Origin of the sequence: Brevibacillus fluminis (assembly GCF_052072235.1) — a bacterium.
Taxonomy (GTDB): Bacteria; Bacillota; Bacilli; order Brevibacillales; family Brevibacillaceae; genus Brevibacillus_D; species Brevibacillus_D fluminis_A.
The window spans coordinates 2,498,946-2,518,836 of sequence record NZ_CM125436.1 but is presented as its reverse complement, the minus strand read 5'-3'; the positions used below and the strand labels follow the sequence as shown (position 1 = coordinate 2,518,836).

Sequence of the window (19,891 nt, the reverse complement as noted above, 5' to 3'; positions counted from 1 at the left end):
ACTCTTTTTCATATGTGTGCATGAATTATCGTGGATACTCATCATTCTGAGCCCTTTCTTGCACTCTCTTTTTGCTTTTTCAGCTTGTAGATCAATGTATGGCGGGAGATACCCAGCTGTTCCGCTGCTTTTGTCTGGTTTCCTCCGGCTTTGGCAAGGGCCTGTTGAATTAATGTTCCCTCTACTTTTTCTAGTAACTGATGAAGACCTTCTTCTCCTTCAGGCACAATTGGAAGCGACTGTTGTTCCCGTGGCTCGATTGGGCGGTTGTTTTTTATCGAGTTTAGATGTGTAACCAGATCCGTTTTTTCTAGGACACCGGCTCGTTTCAGAATGTGCAAACGTTCCAATACGTTTATCAACTCACGGATATTCCCCGGCCAAGCGTAAGAAGAGAGAGCTTCACAAGCATCCTTAGAAATCGCAATCTCTTTGTGATACTTGTTGTTTAGTTTGTGCAGATAGTGCTGCACGAGCAAGGGAATGTCTTCGACACGTTCACGCAATGGCGGAATGACTACTTCAACCACACTCAATCGATAATACAAGTCTTCGCGAAAAGACTTTTCCTTTACAAGCTCCTTGAGCGCCTTGTTGGTGGCGGCAATAATCCGTACATCGACCGATTCATAAGCAGTGGAGCCCAGCTTCATGAAGCGTTTCTCCTCGATCACGTGAAGCAGTTTGGCTTGCGTGCTGATTGGAATTTCACCAATTTCATCGAGGAAAATGCTGCCTTTATCCGCCAATGCAAATTTGCCTCCTCTTGTTTCCAATGCACCGGTAAATGCCCCTTTTCGATAGCCGAACAGTTCACTTTCCATCAAGGATTCCGGGATCGCAGCACAATTTATTGAAACAAATGGCTTGTCTGATCGATTGCTTTGGTTGTGAATCCACCTGGCCACAGCTGTTTTCCCGACTCCACTTTCCCCCAATAGTAAAATATTTGCGTCGGTCTCCATTACTTTTTGCAAGACATCGACGATTTCTTTCATTTTGCAACTCGTGAAAACAATATCAGAAAAAGCGGTGGGGTCCTGCACATTCTTTCTTCCTCTTGTGGGGATCGCCAATTTGACCGCATCGACCAAAATCTTCAGCTCCACCGGTTTGCAGAGATAATCGACAGCCCCTATTTTCATTGCTTGCACAGCGTTCTCCACATTTCCATACGCGGTCAAAATGATGGCGGGAATGTCAGGCTTGATCTCTTTTAATTTGTGTAGCAGCTCGATTCCCGTCATGTCCGGCAACATATAATCAACCAGTATCACATCGATTGTCTTACTGGTCAAAGCTTGGATGGCATCGTGTCCATTATGGACCTGAATGGTTCCAAACCCTTCTTTTTTTAGCTTGTGCGAAATAATCCGACACAGCTGCTCCTCATCATCAATAATCAAGACCGTGTGTAGTGTTGACATGCCCGTTTCCACCTCCATGACTGTTTTTGGGAAATTTGCACCACACGATCGTACCTTCTGCTTCCCGACTTTCGATTGACATGCACCCTTTGTGCTCAATGACAATGTCTCGAGCAATGGTCAGACCAAGACCGGAACCATTCTCTTTCGTTGTAAAGAATGGATTGAACAACCATTCAAGCTGGTTCGCCGAAATACCTTCCCCCGTATCACGGATTACTACGACGATCCATTCTACATTCTCTTGCAGTTCGCGCTGCCATTGTATCGTTAAGCTACCTCCATTTGGCATCGCGTCGATGCTGTTCAGTACAATGTTCAGAAAAACCTGCATCAGCTTGTCTTTCTTCCCCATTATTACAGGATATTCAGCTTGCTCCTCCTTGCAGACACGAATATTACATTCCTTCAATTTTATTCGCAGGAGATGAAGTACCTTATCCAACAATTCATCAAGGCTAACCGCTTCCCACTCGTCATTACTGTTTTTCGTAAATTGAAGGAAATCGTTGGCGATACCGTTCATTCGCCCCACGACCTGAAAAATGTCGTCGGTTAGCTCACGGATCATCTGGTCAACATACTGTTTTTCTTGTACTTCTTCCTTTAGCAATTCGGATGCTCCTGAAAGAATCGCTAACGGGTTTTTTATTTCATGTGCAATGCCGGCGGTGATTTGTCCAATTGACGCGAGTTTTTCCCTCTGTTTCGCGTACGCTTCCAGCAATTTTTGTTGGGAAACATCATGCAGTACGATCAGAATACCCGCAATATCCCCCCGCTCATTAATAAACCGGGTCATGATCACCTTGATCATATGCTTATTCCCCTGCACGTCCACAAGAGTGCTCTCCGTTTCGTGTGACGAATCCGTTGAATGGAAATCAATCACAATGCGTTCATCCTGCGCTTGATTGATTGACAGATCGGCCCAATTTATACCGATCCCCTGCTGGGCAGATATACCCGTCAACTTTTCAAATTGACGATTGAAATAAGTGATAACGCCATTATTATCTAACGTAACAATCGCAAAAGGGATTCCTTCGATGATGTTTCGCAAATACTGCTCCTTTTCTGTCAGCATCCGCTGCTTTTCCAAATTGCTTACTCCCACCCGAATAAAGGTCCTCATCAGCAATCCCAGCTCATCCGACGAGTGGTACCTCTTCAGACGAGAAATTTCTCGTAAAGACGCCTCCACCGTATAATTCTGAGCAAGATGTGTAAGTCGGACAACGGGGGAAAGTAGATAGCGCATTCCCAGTCCAATGAGACAAAGTGAAAAAAGGAGAATTCCGATGAAACTGAGCGTCAGTAATCTTGACTGGCGTACAACCGGTTCAAAGGCGATTCGCTCCGGCACACCAATAATTACCCCCCATCCATCCTTCAACAGTTTGTAGGATAAAATACTTGCCTCCCCTTGGTACGCTTCTCTTGCGGTCCCATAAGATTCAATCAGCAGATTCCTCACATATCCAAAGCCAGCATAATCCCGATCCCATTCATTGGCGTCGGTAGATGCGATGACCTTTCCATGGCGATCCACAATATACCCGAACCCACCGCTTGACATGCTGTGTATTTTTAATACTTCTGACAAGTATTCGCGACTTAATTCGGCAACAAGTACCCCGGTGAAACGGTTACTTTCAAGTAAAACAGGTACAGCAACCGTGATGACCGACTCGTTGCGAACATTTTTATGTAGATCGGATACTGTGTAGTTTTGTGTCCATCGCGCTTCCTCAAACATCGGATAAGGAACTATCTGTTCGCTTGTGCTTTCCATAAACGGTAATTCAAAGCGGATCCGGCTCTGTTCATCCAGATAATAGATTGCGTGGACAAATGAACTTCTTGCGAGTATTTCGCGACTGTTCGTATACATCGAGTAAAGATCAAGTTCACCTTTTGCATGATTGCTCACAAGCTGCAGTTGAAGCACAACATCGCTCAATTCCGTATTAAAGCGCTTCGCCAAGGCATCCGCACCCAAGGCATTGTTCGTGATAATATTGGTTTCGAGTATTCGATGGGAGTTACTCATGATGACTTGATAGAGCAGTATAACAGGAATAACCAGAATAATGCAATAAATCAAAATATACTTCATCGTAATGCTTGAAACGACTGATTTCAGCAATGGCCGTTGCAAACTCATGCGATCCCACCCTGAATGCGACATGACCAGTGAAGATATTTGGTGAACACACAAATAGGAAACCTCATTTATGTCCTATCATCATAAAGCTTTTTCATCGTGAAATCATCAACCAATTCAGTAATTACCAAATGGTTAGCACCATGTATACTGATGTTGCCACATGAATTGTCACTTTGTTCCCGCTGTGCTTTGTAATGCGTTGACATAAAATCCAGTAATCTGATCGAAACCGAGATTGTCTCCTACATTCCGAACCTCAGTTGAAAAAGCCTTAGTCTCCATAGGCAATAGGTTCTATTCGTGGCAATGTAAAATGCAAACTCGATTTTCTACTGCTTTACTTTCACATATGATACAGTTCCCCGGGCTGTCTGTAACGGCAAGTTAAAAGGCCATCCTTGGCGGGATGGCCTTTTCTTGTGAGATGTCCCGGCTTTCCGGAATTGATTGCCTTATAAATGTTGAAGACCGATGCGGTTGCCTTCGCTGTCGATAAACATCCCCAAATAGCCTGCGTGTGGGCCTGCATAGGTTTTCTCCATGATCACCTGTCCGCCTGCTTCAGGAACCCTTGAGAGAATCGTGGCCAGATCCGGCTTTCCATCAAGATATACCGTAACCCCATCAGCAAAGGGCTTATGATGGGGGCCTTTCACTAATGCCCCTCCGTTGGTCTGTTCCTGAACCGGGAAAAATGTGTATTCGGAATCCCCGGTGACCATCGACTGCATTTCAACCTGGAAAATCTGCTCATAGAACGTTTTCGCCCGTTCCATATTCGACACCGGAATCTCCACCCAAATAAACAAACGTTGCAACATGTTCAAATCTCCGCCTTTCCGATCAATTGATTTTGTCGTACAGTACGAAAGACGAACAAGCGGCCGTAAAATCATCGGTTTGCGGTAAAATCTTTCCTCCCATGTTCAACTTTGTCGGGCAACCCAAACCGTGCGAATAAGCCGGTGTCAACGAACTGATGGATATGCGCGATCTTTCCGTTTTGAATCTCGAGGAGATGAATCGACCACGGGCGTAAACCCCCGTCGGGTCCGATTGGCACGTACTGGGCATAGGCAGGGCTGTTGCCGTTGGCGCGGACCGGCATCAAGCGGGAACCTGCGCAATGACTGCGTGTTGTATCGTAGAATGATGCCATATTCATTTTTCCGCATACCCACATCACAAAAGGCGGCATCGACAAACTGCCGTTCTCGTGGAAAAGCGCCAGCAGTTGATCGATATCGTAATTTTCAAATGCTTCAACGTAACTTGCTAAAAGCCGTTGGTCTGCTTCCGCGTCCAGCTCTCGAAGCGAATCGGATCTAAGTTTCGCTTGGGCCAACGTCGCCCTTGAGCGCTGCAAAGCACTGTTGACGGCAGTTGTGGTCATACCCATTGCCTCGGCCGTCTCTTTGGCCGACCACCGGAATACTTCATGCAGAATAAGAACGGCGCGTTGCCGGGGTGGCAAAGTTTGCAGCATCGCGATGAACGATAATCGAATCGATTCCCTGCTGAGCGCAATATCGGCCGGGTCGCCAGCAAAATCGGGGGCGGGCCATACCCAGGCGGTTCGCGGCAAGCTGTCCTTCGGTTCTGCGATAAATCCGGCAGGATCGGACAAATCCATAGGCAGCGCCCGACGCTTTGCGTGCCTGAGCTTGTCCAGGCAAACATTCGTGGCAATGCGATAAATCCAGGCTTTTCGTGAAGTCTCTTCCCGAAGTCCGTCCCAATTTTTCCAGGCTAGCATCATGGTATCCTGCACCACATCTTCCGCCTCAAAAATAGACCCCATCATTCTGTAACAGTATCCGATGAGTTCGACACGCAATTTCTCGACGATGCCCCACGCCTCGTGGTTTTGGTTCATTTTTGAGTCCCCTCCTGCTCTGGTACGATGCGTTCATGGTTTGAATGGAAGTTAGAAAAACCTGGCTACGCCAAGCTTTTTGGCAAAGCCGCGGTTGCCCTTATACAAAAAAAGGGTGGGGACTTCATTACGTCCTCACCCAGATGGATAAACCTCATTCCTTTGAATACATCACTCTATTTATCTGTCAACTGCACTTCGAATACCCGCAGCTCGTGCACGTCTTGCACCCTTCCGCCGGCATCAGCGTAGCCGAACCGCACGATGGGCACAAATCCGGCGAGTCAAGCGAAGTGTACTCATCCTCGTAGTCGCTCGCATGATGGCTTTCGCTATGTGCGGGAGCGGTCGGATATGCCGCTGCTGCGACGGATTGGCTTTCATCTTCGCCGTCGAGGTGCATTTCCAGCGCCTTGGCCACAGCATCCGGGATCGACTCGACGCGATTCGCACCGAATCCGACTGCACCTGAACCGCCGATGCCCTTCAAGTGCTTGATCAACAGACGCGCCTTGTTGCCATCCGGCAGCTCGCCAAAACGCAGGAACAGTGTGGATACGCGGCCGAGCGCCTCCGACATGGCGAACACGTCACTTCCCGCTTTGCCGACGTTGACGATCACTTCAAACGGCGCCTTATCGACATCGTTCACAGTGATGTACGCTTTTCCCAGCGGGGTTTTCATTTTGTACGTCGCGCCGCTCAGCTTCATCGGGCGCTTGTTGTAGTTTTTGGCGACTTTGACGGCTGGCGGCACTTGCTTGTCCGCCTGCGGCTCCGCTTTTTCTGCTTTTTCCGCTTTGCCGCTTGCTTTCTCCTTGTCATCGGACACGCTCAGCACCTGGACATCGCGGCTGCCGTCACGGTAGATGGTGACGCCTTTGCAGCCCAAATCAAACGCCAGATTGTACAGATTCATCGTATCTTCCACGGTAAAGTCATGCGGCGCATTGGCCGTTTTGCTGATGGACGAATCGATCCAGCGCTGAATCGCAGCCTGGACACGAACGTGGTCTTCAGCGGACAGGCTCATCGAGGTCACGAAGTAGTCTGGCAACTGCTCGCCCGGATGCGCTTCCAGCCACGCCTTGGCAATCGGGACGTATTGTTTGTCCATACCCAACCGGCTTTGGCGGAAGTATTCAAAGGCATAGAACGGCTCGATACCGGTAGACGTACCGACCATGGTGCCTGTAGAACCGGTTGGCGCCTGCGTCAGCAAGGTGACGTTCCGGATGCCTTTTTCATAAACGGAATTGCGCACTTCGTCGTCAAACTGCTTCATGAAGCCGCTCATCAGGAATTTGTCGCGGTCAAATTGCGGGAAGCTGCCTTTTTCAGCGGCGATTTCCGCCGATGCCAAATACGCTTCACGCGCGATGAAATGATACAATTTATCCAGGAATTCCAGCGATTCCGGGCTTCCGTAGCGGATTTTGAGATCGATCATCAGCTCGGCCAAGCCCATGGACCCCAAGCCGACACGGCGCTCGCCTTGCTGGTTTTTCTTATTTTCTTCAAAGTGGTATGGTGTCGCATCGATCACGTTGTCGAGGAAGCGTACGGAATGCCGCACGGCCGTCGCCAGCTCATCCCACGCCACATCGCCGTCCTTGGAAAACTTGGACAGGTTGAGCGCCGACAGGTTGCAGACGCCCCATGCCGGCAGCCCTTGCTCGCCGCACGGATTCGTGCAAATGATCGGGTTGAAATACCAGCTGTTGGACATGTCGTTGTAATGCTCGAGGAATACGACACCCGGCTCCGCCGATTTCCACGCAGATTCAATAATGGTCTGCCACACTTCGCGCGCACGCACGGTTTTGTACGTAATGACCGGAAGTCCAAGCTCTTCGCGCCATTTTTTCAAGTTGCCGTCCCACAGCTCGTCATAGTTTTCGACGCTTGTATCCGGGAACACCAGATCCCACTCCAAATCTTCCTTGACGGCTTTCATGAAGCCATTGGAAATGCATACGGAAAGATTGGCATTCGTGACAAGCCCCATCGTCTGCTTGACGGTGATGAATTCCATCAGGTCAGGGTGCCAGTCGTTGATCATGAGCATCAGGGCGCCGCGACGGGAACCGCCCTGCTCGATCAGCCCGGTCGTATAGCTGAACAGACCTCCCCACGACACCGAACCGGAAGACGATCCGTTAACGCCGCGCACCAAGGAGCGGCGCGGGCGCAAGCTGGACAGGTTGATCCCTACTCCGCCGCCGCGCGACATGATTTCCGTCATTTGGGAGAGCGTATCCATGATTCCGCCGCGGGAATCCTTTGGCGATGGAATCACGTAGCAGTTGAAAAGTGTCAGTTCATCGCTCGCGCCTGCACCCGCAGCGATGCGTCCTCCTGGTACCAGCTTCCAATCATCCAGCAGCGTACGGAATTTATCCGTCCATTCCGCTTGCTTTTCGGGTGTCTTTTCCACCGAGGCGATCGCTTGTGCGAGCCTGTCCCACATCGCGGAAGGCGTTGTCTCGATCGGGCGCGTCGTGCGTTCGATCGGAACTTCCACGGTTTCGCCGCTGCGCAGCAAAATGCTCGCCTTGTTTCCTTCGAGCGCGATGACCTCTCCGACTTCCTTTTGCGGGAAACGCGGATCATCCTTGGTCAAGACGAGCACCGTATCCCCGACTTTTGTGTTTTTATAATCAAGATCCTTCATCGCATAGCGATCCAAGAAGATTTTCTCACTCAATCCTTCCAAACGTGCAGGCTCAACCGATACCGACATGCTTCTCCCTCCAACTAATGCAAGATTCTTATTTGCTTATGACTCTCTTATTTGCTATCGTTAATTCGATAATGCTAACGTTTACTACGATACCATATCCTGTTACCGTTATTCAATATCTAGTTTATATTTTGACTTTTTCGCGAATTTGAACACTATATATTGTGTTTTGTCGAAATTTATTGTTTGCCCGAGGGATTGACAATTGAAGATTCTCCATCGGAAGTCCTCCACATCATCGTTTTGTTGTGAGGACTTTTTTCATCGTTTTTTTCACTGACAGCTTTTGTCAGCGGACTCGTGCTACGCTGATAACAGAAGCGAACCTTGCTCCGGAAAATCAAATCAGGGAGGTCATTCCTTTGAAACATGCTGCGATCGAAATGTTCGACTTTCATACTTGGGCCAATCTCAAAATGCTTAGCCATTTACAGGAACTGCCTGCGGGCATGTATGAGCAGGAGCTGACAAGCGTCTTCCCGACGATCTCGTCCGTGATGCCGCACATTTATGTCACCGATCAATGCTGGCTTGAGATTATGAATGGCACCAGCATGAGGGAAGCGCTCGAACATTCGAACCTTGTAAAAGAAGAAATCGCGAAGGCAAGCATCGCTGATTTGAAGCACCTTTTCTCGCAATCCGCAGAAAAATACCGTGAGTTTTTTGCAGCGCATGAAAATATGGATGCGACGATCGTGGTTGACAACCCTTATGCAGGCATCCGCGAGACGAGTTATGCGCAAATCGTGCTGCAGGTCGTCAATCACGCGACGTATCACCGCGGCAACATTACGGCGATGCTGCGCCAATTGGGCCACCCATCGACCATGACGGAGTATGCGTTGTATTGGTATGCGAATTAGAATGATGCAAAAAGGAGCTGGCTATCCCTGCCAGCTCTGTTATGCCCTCACGTCCCCCCTTTTTTACGTTTCCTATTTTCACTCCATGAACAGCAGTGCGGCACTGTATAAGAGCAACAGCGCCATCGCGATTGAAAACAGCCGATCATGCTTGGCAAGGAAGGTTTGAAACATTGCGCCAAATAAGGCCCAGCTGGAGGTCGATACAAAACCGATGAACCCGAGAAAAAGCGCGAAGAGGACAAGGCTAGTGCTTGACTCCGTATAAGGGATAACAAAGGTCGAAATGACCGTTATCGCGTACAAAATCACTTTCGGGTTGATGAACTGCAGCATGAAGCCTGATAAAAAAGAGCTGCCGCTTTCCTGATCATTCTTTTTCCCTCCTGGCTTTTTGTACAAGATGACGATCGCCAGATAAATCATGTAAAGTGCTCCAAATATGCTCATCCACAGCTTGACCGTGGGTATGAATCGATAGAGTGCAAGATTGAAGTAACAGCTTGCAAGCGAAATGATCCCAGTTCCCGCTGCTACTCCCATGATGAAAGCGAGCGTCTTTCGGTAGCCATGTTTGGTCGCATACACCATTGACATGATGTTGTTTGGTCCCGGCGTGAATGATGTGACGAATACATACAGCAAAAACGGTACCCATTGCATGTGAAACAACCCCTTTTGTGTGTTATAATGATCAAAACGTTCTTTTTAACGTACGATCGTTATGATTATACATTACGGTCGTTATAAAGCACAATAGGAGGTGCGTTTCTTTGGATACGATCAATATCGTGCTTGCAGAAAACTTGAAAACGCTGCGAGCGGAAAAAAAGCTGAGCTTGGACAAGGTTGCGGAAATGACCGGCGTTAGCAAAACGATGCTGGGTCAAATCGAGCGTGGAGAATCGAACCCAACCATCAACACGGTATGGAAAATCGCCACCGGCTTGAAGGTTTCCTTCACTTCCCTCATCAATCAACCTCAGCCGGATACATTGCTTGTGACACAGCAAGACATTCACCCGCTGCTTGAAGACAACGGTCGCTACCGCATCTATCCGTTTTTTCCTTTTGATGAAAGCAGGCGTTTCGAAATGTATGCTGTGGAGATCGATAAGGGCGGCTATTTGAGCGCCGATGCGCATAGCGAGGGAACGGAGGAGTTCCTTACCGTTTTTGCGGGAGAGCTGACGGTCCGGGTCAATCAAGAGGAGTATACGGTGAAAAGCGGCGAGTCCATTCGCTTCAAAGCAGACCGACCGCATGTTTATCACAATTCAGGCGATTCCGATGCGCGGATTAGCATGGTCATTCACTATCCGGAGTAACGCCAATGGTAAAAAGACCTGAACTTCCACCATGGGAATGATTCAGGTCTTGTTAGAAAACCTGGCTACGCCATGCATTTTGGCTTAAGCCGCGGTTGCACTTATACTGGATAAGAATTTTATAAATTCTTATCTATACAAAAAAGAGCGTGCCCTCCGGCCAACCATGACCGTCGCCGCCCTTCCCTTCTATTACTTAACGACGCAAATTCCATTCGTCCGTTCCGTAGCGGGTACGCGCCAGCTCGCGGGCCATTTCGGTTTCCTCGCGTGTCAAAGGTTCCGTCACCAGCTGTACGCCAAGCCCTGTCGCAAAACCGATATGGAATGCTTCAATCGCTTCTGCCAGCGAAATGTGGCGCCCGCTCACCTCGTTGATCGTCACTGCTTTTTGGCGGAAGCTTTCCATCATTCTCTCCCGCACGCGGTCCGACGGGAAGTTGAGCAGCGAAAACAGCAGATCGACATCCATATCGATCAAAATGGAGCCATGCTGCAAAATCACGCCCTTTTGCCTGGTTTGTGCGCTGCCAGCCACTTTTTTCCCTTCGACGACCAGCTCATACCAGGAAGGAGAGTCAAAACAGGCGGAAGAACCTGGAGAGCTGTATTTCTCTTTTTCTTCTTCCGATGCGAGCGACACCATTTCCGCTTTGAGCCCCAGCTGCTGAAAGCCGTGCAGCAGCCCCAGGCTGATGATTTTGTACGCTTCCGTGACGCTTGACGGCATTTTGGGATGGTCTTCGGAAACGATGACGCTGTACGTCAGTTCGGCATCGTGCAAAACCGCGCGTCCGCCTGTCGCTCTGCGGACGAAGCCGAGATTGTTGGCTCTCACCGCGTCAAAGTTGATCTCTTTCTCCGCTTTTTGAAAATAACCGATCGACAAGGTTGCCGGGTCCCATGTATAAAACCGAACCGTTGGCGGCACTTTGCCTTCGCTGTGCGCGACCAGAATCGCCTCGTCCACTGCCATGTTCATCGCGGGCGACATCGGCTCTGTCAATACATATCGCCATTGTTCCATGCTATCGTTCCTCTCCTCTATCACACGTTTGCTTGTCCATTGTACGCCGCTTGGTGCCTTCGATGCAATGATTCGGTATGTAAAAGAGAGCTGCCCTTAGCGGTGACAGCCCTCTTTTCTCTTATTCGGGTTGGTAACGCAGAACCGGCTTCCGTGCAGCGGTCGCTTCATCCAGACGTTTGACCACGGTGGTGTGCGGCGCTTCCTGGACGATTTCCGGCGTTTCTTCGCATTCGCGCGCAATCTGCAGCATGACATCGATGAATTCATCGAGCGTCTCTTTGCTTTCGGTTTCGGTTGGCTCGATCATCAAGCACTCGTCGACGATCAACGGGAAGTAGATCGTTGGCGGATGGTAGCCGAAATCGAGCAGGCGCTTCGCGATGTCCAGCGTACGCACGCCGAGCTTCTTCTGACGGCTGCCGGACAGGACGAATTCGTGTTTGCACACGCGATCGTATGGCAGTTCATACGCTTCGGAAAGACGGCGCATCATGTAGTTGGCGTTCAGCACGGCATTTTGCGAAACTTGCAGCAGCCCTTCGCCGCCCATGCTGCGGATGTAGCTGTATGCGCGCAGCAGGATACCGAAGTTGCCGTTGTAGCCTTTGACACGGCCCATCGATTGCGGGCGGTCGGTTTCCATGTAGAACGTGCCGTCTTCGCGTTTTGCCGCGATCGGCGCTGGCAGGAACGGTTCCAAAATCTTTTTCACACCGACCGGACCTGCACCTGGTCCGCCACCGCCATGCGGGCCGGTAAATGTTTTGTGCAAATTCAAGTGAACGACGTCAAAGCCCATGTCGCCAGGGCGTGCGATCCCGAGAATCGCATTGGCGTTCGCACCATCGTAATAGAGCAGGCCGCCGGCTTCGTGCACGATGGTCGCCATCTCCACGATGTTTTCCTCAAACAGGCCCAGTGTGTTCGGATTGGTCAGCATCAATGCCGCTGTGTCAGGACCGACAGCAGCGCGCAGCGCCTCGATGTCAACCAGACCGCGCTCATCCGACGGGATTGTTACGGTTTCCAGACCTGCGATGGTCGCGGAAGCCGGGTTGGTTCCGTGTGCGGAGTTCGGCACGATTACTTTTGTGCGGTTTTCGCCGCGGCTTTCATGGTAGGCGCGGATCATCATCAGACCGGTCCACTCGCCTGCTGCACCTGCAGCTGGCTGCAGCGTAACCGCATCCATTCCGGTAATATCCGCGAGGTCGTTTTGCAGATTGTAGAGCACTTCCAGCACGCCTTGCACCGACTCGTCAGCCTGGTACGGGTGGGTTTGGGCGAAGCCTGGAATGCGTGCGATATCTTCATTGATTTTCGGGTTGTACTTCATCGTGCAAGAGCCGAGCGGATAAAATCCGTTGTCGATCCCGTGATTGCGGCGGGACAGTTCGGTATAGTGGCGCACCACTTGCAACTCCGATACTTCCGGCAGAGCCGCAGGCGTTTCGCGGATCAGGTGTGCAGGCAGCAAGCTCGCCACGTCCACCTCTGGCACATCCAGCGCAGGCAGGCTGTAACCGATGCGACCCGGCTTGTTCATTTCAAAAATCAGTTCTTTCTGTTTGTCATTACGCACTGAGAATCGCCTCCAGTTCTTGCGCGAAAGCATCGATTTCTTGTTTGGTGCGCAGCTCTGTGACAGCGACCAGCATATGTCCAGCCAATTCCGGATAAGCCTTGCCGAGGTCATAGCCGCCGATAATTCCCGCAGCGAGCAGCGCTTTGTTGACGTCTGCTACCGGCTTTGTCAGCTTGATGACGAATTCATTGAAGAATGGCGCGTTGAATACCGCTTCCACGCCCTTTGCGTTAGTCAGCGCCTGTTTGGCGTAATGCGATTTTTGCAGGTTCATCATCGCCATCTCCTGCACGCCGACCTTGCCGAGTGCCGAGAGCGTGATCGATGCTGCCAACGCCAGCAGCGCCTGGTTGGAGCAAATGTTGGAGGTCGCTTTTTCACGGCGAATATGCTGTTCGCGCGCTTGCAGCGTCAGCACGAAGCCGCGTTTGCCTTCCTCATCTTTTGTTTGGCCAACGATACGGCCCGGCATTTTGCGCATCAGCTTGGAAGTTGTGGCAAAGTATCCACAGTGTGGACCGCCGTAGGAAGCCGGGATGCCAAATGGCTGCATATCCCCTACCACAATGTCTGCGCCCAGTTTGCCCGGAGCTTCAAGCACGCCCAGTGCAACAGGATTGGAGGACACGATCAAAAGCGCGCCTTTGCCGTGCACGATCTGTTCGATCGCTTTCAGATCCTCGACATGGCCGAAAAAGTTCGGATACTGCACGATAACAGCGCCTGTTCCTTCCGTGATCGCCGCTTCCAGTTGAACCAGATCCGTCAAGCCTTCTGCCGAATAACCGGTTTCCTGCAGCTCTACGCTTTGGCCTTTTGCATAAGTAGCGAGCACCTCGCGAGACTCCGGATGTACCGCACCAGAAACCACCACGCGCGGTTTATTTGTGTGCCCTGCAGCCATCATCGCCGCTTCGGCAAGCGAGGTCGCGCCATCGTACATGGAGGAGTTGGCCACTTCCATGCCGGTCAATTCGCAAACCATCGTCTGGAATTCAAAAATGGCCTGCAGTTCACCTTGGCTGATTTCCGGCTGGTACGGTGTATAAGCGGTGAAAAATTCGCCGCGCAAAAGCATGTGGTTCACGACGGTTGGCGCATAGTGCTGGTAGACGCCTGCACCGAGAAAGCTTGCATGGGTGGAGAAGTTTGCGTTTTTCTTGGCGAGTCCCTGGAAGTAGGCAACCAGTTCTGTTTCAGACAATGCTTCCGACACGTTCAGGCCGCGATTCAGGCGCACCTCGGCCGGGATATCGGAAAACAGCTCCTCATAGCTTTTGATGCCGAGCGTTTCCATCATTTCGCGTTTATCTTGATCCGTTTGTGGCAGGTAACGGTGTTTCACTCAGGGCTTCCTCCTTATTTGCTCCGTTTGTAGAAAGGTGAAGCGACAATTTGCGCTTTGAGGCGCTTGCCGCGGATTTCCACGTCAACTTCCGTGCCGATCGCCGCATGCTCGGCTTTGAGCAGCGCGAGGCCGACGTTCTTTTTCAGTGTAGGCGATTGTGTACCGGTCGTGACTTCCCCGATTTGCTCATCGCCGATGAACACCGGATAATGGGTGCGCGGGATGCCGCGGTCGATCATTTCGATGCCGACCAGCTTGCGCGGCGCGCCTTTCGTTTTTTGCTCTTTCAGCACGTCATGGCCGATGCAAGGAACCTCTTTGTCGACTTTGACAGCGAAACCGATTCCCGCTTCGATCGGTGTGATGTCTTTCGACAGCTCTTGCCCATAAAGAGGCAGCCTGGCTTCAAAACGCAAGGTATCACGCGCGCCCAAACCGCACGGCAGCAACCCGTCTTCTTTACCAACCTCGAGCAGTTTATCCCACAGCTGCACGGCATGCCCGCTCGGCACGTAAATTTCAAAGCCGTCTTCGCCGGTATAGCCGGTGCGCGATACGAGAGCGGCGATGCCGTCCACTTCAACGTCACGGGCGAATTTGAACACGCCGATTTGCGACAGATCATAGGAAGTCAATTTTTGCAAAATTTGTTCAGCAAGAGGTCCCTGGATCGCAAGCTGCGCCACCTGCGGGGAAATGTTTTCGATCTCCACGTTTTCAGTGAGGTTCTCCTGCATCCAGGCGAAGTCTTTGTCGATGTTGCCTGCATTGATCACCAGCAAGTAATGGTCATCCGCGTATTTGTACACCAGCAGGTCGTCGACCGTACCGCCGTCCGGATAGCACATGGCGCCGTATTGCGCCTGGCCAGCCGCTAGCTTGGAGACGTCGTTTGTCGTCAAGCGCTGCAAGTAAGTAAGCGCTCCGCTTCCTTTTACGTCGACCTCGCCCATGTGCGATACATCGAACAAACCTGCTTTCGTCCGCACCGCTTCATGCTCGGCGCTGATGCTGGAAAATTGCACAGGCAAATCCCACCCGCCAAAATCGATGGTCTTGGCTCCATACTTCGCGTACACCGGGTACAGCGGGGTGCGTTTCAAATCCGACATCCACATCTCCTCCTATGATCATCCATCTTGTCAAGCGAAAACCTTCAGCCTTCACAGCATCGTGTACCCGACTATTTTTCGCCTGCGCGCCGATTCGTACCACCGTTTTTGCCAAAAGAAAAGACAGGGAAAGAAGACCAGGGAACAACAGAATAGACCTGCTGAATTCCCTACTCTTCCTTCTCTGTCCTTTTTACCTGAGAGTTACCTCACATGGCGGTGAGTTTCCCCTTTGGTGGCCCTAAAAGCTCTCTCCAGAGATGCGTCCGGTAAAGGTACTTTTGCCTGAGAGATTCACCGTTTCCGGCTTGCTCCTTCGGCGCCGCACTGAAGCGGTCTCTCCCTGCTACCATCATTCGCCTTTCCATATTGAATTGATACATAACTTTCCCGGCAAATCCCATACTAGAAGTACGAATCGCGCTAACAAGATTATCCTACCATTTATCGCCTGACTTGAAAATAGATTTTTCAAAACAAGCGAACAAAACCTTAACATTCTTCTCGTTATTGATTATAACGTTTGTGTTTTGTTCATTTCAACAGAAATTTTCGAGATAATCTCGGCTGGAGGTAATGACATGCCGAATATTCCCGTATCATTTGACCTGTCCTGGACCGAGCCGTTTCACCAATTGCTGCGTGAGGACGGCCCCTGGAACAAATGGGAGCTGTTTCAGCTTGCCCTGGAAGCCGAGGAAGCGCTCGCCGTCGAGAGCTTTGACCAGCTGCAGTGCCTGAAATATCTCCCGAACTTGAAGCCGTTTCCCCATCAGCTGGCGGCAGCGAACCGCGTGCTTAACGAAATGCATGGCAGAGCGATCCTGGCCGACGAGGTGGGCCTCGGCAAAACGATCGAGGCCGGTCTGATCATGAAAGAATACATGGTTCGCGGGCTGGCGAAAAAAATCTTGATCCTGGTCCCTGCCTCACTGGTCATCCAATGGACGAAAGAGCTGAACCAAAAGTTCGGGATACCGGCTGTGGCGCAAAAAAAGGAATACATGTGGCGGCAGTACGATGTCGTCGTCGCTTCCATCGATACGGCCAAGCGCGCGCCACACCGCCAGCATGTACTCTCGATCGACTACGACATGCTGATCATCGACGAGGCGCACAAGCTGAAAAACAAGCGGACGCGCAACTATCAGTTCGTCAAGGAAATCAAGAAAAAATACAGCCTGCTCCTGACCGCCACGCCCGTGCAAAACGAGATGGATGAGCTGTTCAACCTGGTCACGCTGCTCAAGCCGGGCCACCTTGGTCATACCGGCTCATTCGCGTCCAATTATGTCGAGGGCAAGCGGCAGGCCAAAAACAGCGAGAAGCTGCGCGGCGAAATGGAGAAAGTCATGATCCGCAACAAGCGCAGCGACGGCGGCATCCAGTTTACCCCGCGCCGCGTGCAGTCGGTTCCGATCCAGCTGTCACCGCAGGAAGCGGAGTTGTACCAAGGCGTGACCGATTTCGTGCGCGAGCATTATCACCAAGGACTCGGGCGCTTCAATTCGCTCGCCTTGATCACGCTGCAGCGCGAGGTCTGTTCCAGCCGCGAAGCGGCTTTCATGACGTTATACAATATGCACCAACGCTTGCCAGAAGAATCTCCCGAGCGGGCGCAAATTCTTGCGCTTGTCGAGATGATCAAACGGATCGAGACGCATTCCAAGGCAGCCAAAACGATCGAGCTGCTCAAGGAAATCAACGATAAAGTCATCATCTTCACGGAATACCGGGCGACGCAAAATTATTTGCAAAAGTATTTGAGCGAGCATGGCGTCACGTCCGTCCCGTTCCGCGGCGGCTTCAAACGGTCGAAAAAAGACTGGATGACCGATCTGTTCCAAAACCGGGCACAAGTGCTGATCGCGACGGAAGCCGGCGGCGAGGGGATCAACCTGCAGTTTTGCAACCAGATTATCAACTACGACATGCCGTGGAACCCGATGCGTGTCGAACAGCGCATCGGACGCGTGCACCGGCTGGGCCAGCAGCGCGATGTCCACATCTACAATTTGTCGACGACAGGCACCATCGAGGAACATATTCTCAACCTGCTCTATGAAAAAATCGACTTGTTCGAAATGGTGATCGGCGAACTGGATGCAATCGTCACGCGCATGGCCTTGAATGACTCGCTGGAAAAAAATCTGATCGACATCATCATGGACTCTCGCTCGGAAAAAGAGATGGCGCTGAAAATGGACAACATCGGACATGTGATCCGCACGTTGCGGGGCCAGAACCAGGGCCAGCCGGCGGCAGATCTGGCTTTATCATAATCTTTGTAGGAGGCTGTGCGCTGCATGGAACAGACAGCGGTTCGTCGGTATATCGAGCGTTACTTTCAGGCATTCGCCACACACGTGATGGAGTCGCATCCCGACTATCTCAGTGTGACGCTCCCCGTGGAGGTCGACAAAGATATTGGCAACAGGCCGTTTTATTGGACATGGGTGGAGAAAATGAATTTGCCTTACCAGCCGCTTACGCTCACCTTCTTTTTCAATGACCAGGTTCCCCAAGGGTTGCGCGGGGAACCGCTTCATTTTGGCTCGGCGCGGCTGGCCCAAATCTTCCAGTCTGCCCGCAACCATGGCCGCTTCGTTTGCATGTACGAGCAAACGCCGTTTTTGCAGAGCATGGCCTCCCCCCTTCGCGGCAAACGCTCCGTCCCGCTCGTCCCTTGGCTGGGGCTTAACGTAAAACTATCGTTCATCTGCGACAAGAAGAAGGATGTGCTCTGCTATTTCGGCGTTAATCTGCACCAACCGCGGCTCGTGCACGATTTTTACCCGTTTTTGAAGCGTCTCACCCTCTCCCCCAGCATTCCCGACTATCATTTTACGCTCGATCGACGTTTATCGCTGGATGATGCGGTAATACTGATGAAACAGGAGACAGAGCGGATTGTGGCCGCGCACGATGCCAGCTGGGCGGAAAAGGCGCGCGAACGATTGCAGGAAGAAATCGAGATTTTGGAGGCGTACTATGATTCGCTTTCCGAAAAAGTACGGGAGGACGAGTCGGAAGATGATGAGGAGGCAAGCGCGGATGTGGAACCGTTTGTGAGCGAGGAAGAGCAGCAGCCGGTGGCAAGCGGCGGGCAAGCAAATGACATTTCGCTGAACCAAGAGCGCTCTCCAAGCTCTCCGGCATCTGCGACAGAACCTGCCGTTCCGGCCGGCCCTATGCGCATCCTCGACTTTTTGCGCATGAACGGCATTCAGGAGACGCCGAAAGAGGCCATCGTGCAGGAGGATTGGCAGGCCAGTTCGCCAACGGAAGAAAAAGAACGGCGCATCGCCGAGCTGAAGTGGCAATATGAGCCACGAATCGAGCTGACTTTTATCAATGGCGGTATTTTTTATCTACAAAATCAGCCCCCGTTCCACCAGTAGGCTGTAGAAAGATCACGAGAAAAAGTGGGAAAGCCACTGACAATTAGTAACAAATTGCGCTTTCCCCAGAAGTTAAAATAAGAAAAAACGGTGAAATCTTGCCAGGAGGTGCCTGATCGTTGATCAAGATTCGTCGAAGCCGCTTCTTACCATGCATGCTGCTCGTGTGCATGATCGTTTATGCCAACTTTCACTCGCCACTTCCCGCAAAAGCGGAACCATCCCATAACTGGAGCCAGCTGATGGACAAACAGGTTTCCGACTGGATTCATGAACTCGGCGAAAAAGACCCTGCTTTCGCCGATTGGGGGCGTGCGCATACAACGATGGAGACGTTAGGTTCCGGAATGCGCCAATGGCTCGTCCACCTGACAAAAGCGAACCGTCCTGTCGGGTATCTGGTGGTCGGCGAGGTTCCCGGGAAATCGGATGAGCCGCATTTTGCCTTGCTGGAATACGGGCTTGGGGAATATACTCTTTTTGATCCGGCACAGGCGCCCGCTGACGATGCGCTCGCTGTCTACGACGGGTTGTCCTCCCGCTGGGAATTTACAGGCGACGAGAAACAGCCACAGAGCGCCAACGCCATGACGGGGGAGCATTATCCTCCAGGCTTTGTCGATTCTGCCGCGATTTTTACCTCGCTTCAGACGGACGATCTGATCAGCGAAAAGCCGATTCTGTTGGAGAGCAAGTATTTTCAGCTGTCTTCCGACGAAATCGACCCATTTGCCCGAATCGACTGGCTGACGCGTCAGGAGTCGGAGCGGAATTATGATAGGACGGCTTCACAGCTGCTTGAAAAAGATGAAAGCGAACGCATCGTGCTGACCACTTCACAATACGACGGGAAGGTGCTCGCCCCCTATACGGTGGGCGCGGTTCATCTCTGGGGGAACAATATCACGTATGTCGGGGTTTGGGACCAAGGATTGCGTTTCCTCCCGGCCGCCTATGTCGAAAAAGTCGGGCAATTCAACGAATCGGAGTAAAAAAAACAGCCGG

15 protein-coding genes and 2 riboswitches are annotated in these 19,891 nt (G+C 51.4%); of the genes, 5 read left to right on the top strand and 10 right to left on the bottom strand.

What is annotated here, in order from left to right:
- Positions 1-41: 41 nt before the first annotated feature.
- From ACTID9_RS12425 to ACTID9_RS12405, 5 genes are all read right to left on the bottom strand, one after another.
- Complete coding sequence (locus tag ACTID9_RS12425; protein WP_441071560.1) at positions 42-1,427, bottom strand: sigma-54-dependent transcriptional regulator; 1,386 nt, start codon at positions 1,425-1,427, stop codon at positions 42-44.
- Positions 1,396-3,594, bottom strand: a complete 2,199-nt coding sequence (locus ACTID9_RS12420; RefSeq protein WP_441071557.1) for a sensor histidine kinase — start codon at positions 3,592-3,594, stop codon at positions 1,396-1,398. The genes ACTID9_RS12425 and ACTID9_RS12420 overlap by 32 nt, the downstream gene beginning before the upstream one ends.
- Before the next feature lie 455 nt (positions 3,595-4,049).
- Entirely contained in the window at positions 4,050-4,418 is a 369-nt protein-coding gene (locus tag ACTID9_RS12415) for a VOC family protein (protein ID WP_441071555.1), read from the bottom strand.
- Between the two features lie 71 nt (positions 4,419-4,489).
- Entirely contained in the window at positions 4,490-5,473 is a 984-nt protein-coding gene (locus tag ACTID9_RS12410; RefSeq protein ID WP_441071554.1) for a sigma-70 family RNA polymerase sigma factor, read from the bottom strand.
- Positions 5,474-5,660: 187 nt separating this feature from the next.
- Entirely contained in the window at positions 5,661-8,216 is a 2,556-nt protein-coding gene (locus ACTID9_RS12405) for an adenosylcobalamin-dependent ribonucleoside-diphosphate reductase (protein WP_441071552.1), read from the bottom strand.
- Positions 8,217-8,578: 362 nt separating this feature from the next.
- Here ACTID9_RS12405 and ACTID9_RS12400 point away from each other — a divergent pair, with 362 nt between their 5' ends.
- Positions 8,579-9,082 carry a DinB family protein gene (locus ACTID9_RS12400; protein WP_441071550.1) on the top strand — a complete coding sequence of 168 codons (504 nt, stop codon included), beginning with the start codon at positions 8,579-8,581 and terminating at the stop codon, positions 9,080-9,082.
- A 78-nt stretch (positions 9,083-9,160) separates the two neighbouring features.
- On the opposite strand, the gene ACTID9_RS12395 is transcribed toward ACTID9_RS12400, so the two are convergent.
- Positions 9,161-9,745: a LysE family translocator gene (locus ACTID9_RS12395; RefSeq protein ID WP_441071549.1), complete on the bottom strand. Its 585-nt coding sequence runs from the start codon at positions 9,743-9,745 to the stop codon at positions 9,161-9,163.
- Positions 9,746-9,855: 110 nt separating this feature from the next.
- Between ACTID9_RS12395 and ACTID9_RS12390 the strand changes: the two genes are divergently transcribed.
- On the top strand, positions 9,856-10,410 hold the full coding sequence (locus ACTID9_RS12390; protein ID WP_441071548.1) for a helix-turn-helix domain-containing protein: 555 nt from the start codon (positions 9,856-9,858) through the stop codon (positions 10,408-10,410).
- A gap of 196 nt (positions 10,411-10,606) precedes the next feature.
- Here ACTID9_RS12390 and ACTID9_RS12385 read toward each other — a convergent pair whose 3' ends face one another.
- The 4 genes from ACTID9_RS12385 to gcvT form a co-directional block, all read right to left on the bottom strand.
- Positions 10,607-11,437 (bottom strand): lipoate--protein ligase family protein, encoded by an 831-nt coding sequence (locus tag ACTID9_RS12385; protein ID WP_441071547.1) that lies wholly within the window; start codon positions 11,435-11,437, stop codon positions 10,607-10,609.
- 121 nt (positions 11,438-11,558) lie between these two features.
- Positions 11,559-13,022, bottom strand: a complete 1,464-nt coding sequence (gene gcvPB / locus ACTID9_RS12380) for an aminomethyl-transferring glycine dehydrogenase subunit GcvPB (protein ID WP_441071546.1) — start codon at positions 13,020-13,022, stop codon at positions 11,559-11,561.
- Complete coding sequence (gene gcvPA / locus ACTID9_RS12375; RefSeq protein ID WP_441071545.1) at positions 13,015-14,370, bottom strand: aminomethyl-transferring glycine dehydrogenase subunit GcvPA; 1,356 nt, start codon at positions 14,368-14,370, stop codon at positions 13,015-13,017. Before gcvPA ends, gcvPB begins: the two co-directional genes overlap by 8 nt.
- Before the next feature lie 14 nt (positions 14,371-14,384).
- Positions 14,385-15,485 (bottom strand): glycine cleavage system aminomethyltransferase GcvT, encoded by a 1,101-nt coding sequence (gene gcvT / locus ACTID9_RS12370; RefSeq protein ID WP_441071544.1) that lies wholly within the window; start codon positions 15,483-15,485, stop codon positions 14,385-14,387.
- Positions 15,486-15,659: 174 nt separating this feature from the next.
- Positions 15,660-15,748, bottom strand: a riboswitch (glycine riboswitch).
- A riboswitch (glycine riboswitch) is annotated at positions 15,749-15,841 on the bottom strand. It abuts the riboswitch before it with no gap.
- A gap of 225 nt (positions 15,842-16,066) precedes the next feature.
- On the opposite strand from gcvT, the gene ACTID9_RS12365 reads away from it, so the two are divergent.
- The 3 genes from ACTID9_RS12365 (at position 16,067) to ACTID9_RS12355 (ending at position 19,878) form a co-directional block, all read left to right on the top strand.
- Positions 16,067-17,767: a DEAD/DEAH box helicase gene (locus tag ACTID9_RS12365; RefSeq protein ID WP_441071543.1), complete on the top strand. Its 1,701-nt coding sequence runs from the start codon at positions 16,067-16,069 to the stop codon at positions 17,765-17,767.
- A 24-nt stretch (positions 17,768-17,791) separates the two neighbouring features.
- Positions 17,792-18,886, top strand: coding sequence for a YqhG family protein (locus tag ACTID9_RS12360; protein WP_441071542.1), 1,095 nt, complete (start codon positions 17,792-17,794; stop codon positions 18,884-18,886).
- Between the two features lie 119 nt (positions 18,887-19,005).
- Positions 19,006-19,878, top strand: coding sequence for a hypothetical protein (locus ACTID9_RS12355; protein ID WP_441071541.1), 873 nt, complete (start codon positions 19,006-19,008; stop codon positions 19,876-19,878).
- Positions 19,879-19,891: the final 13 nt, after the last annotated feature.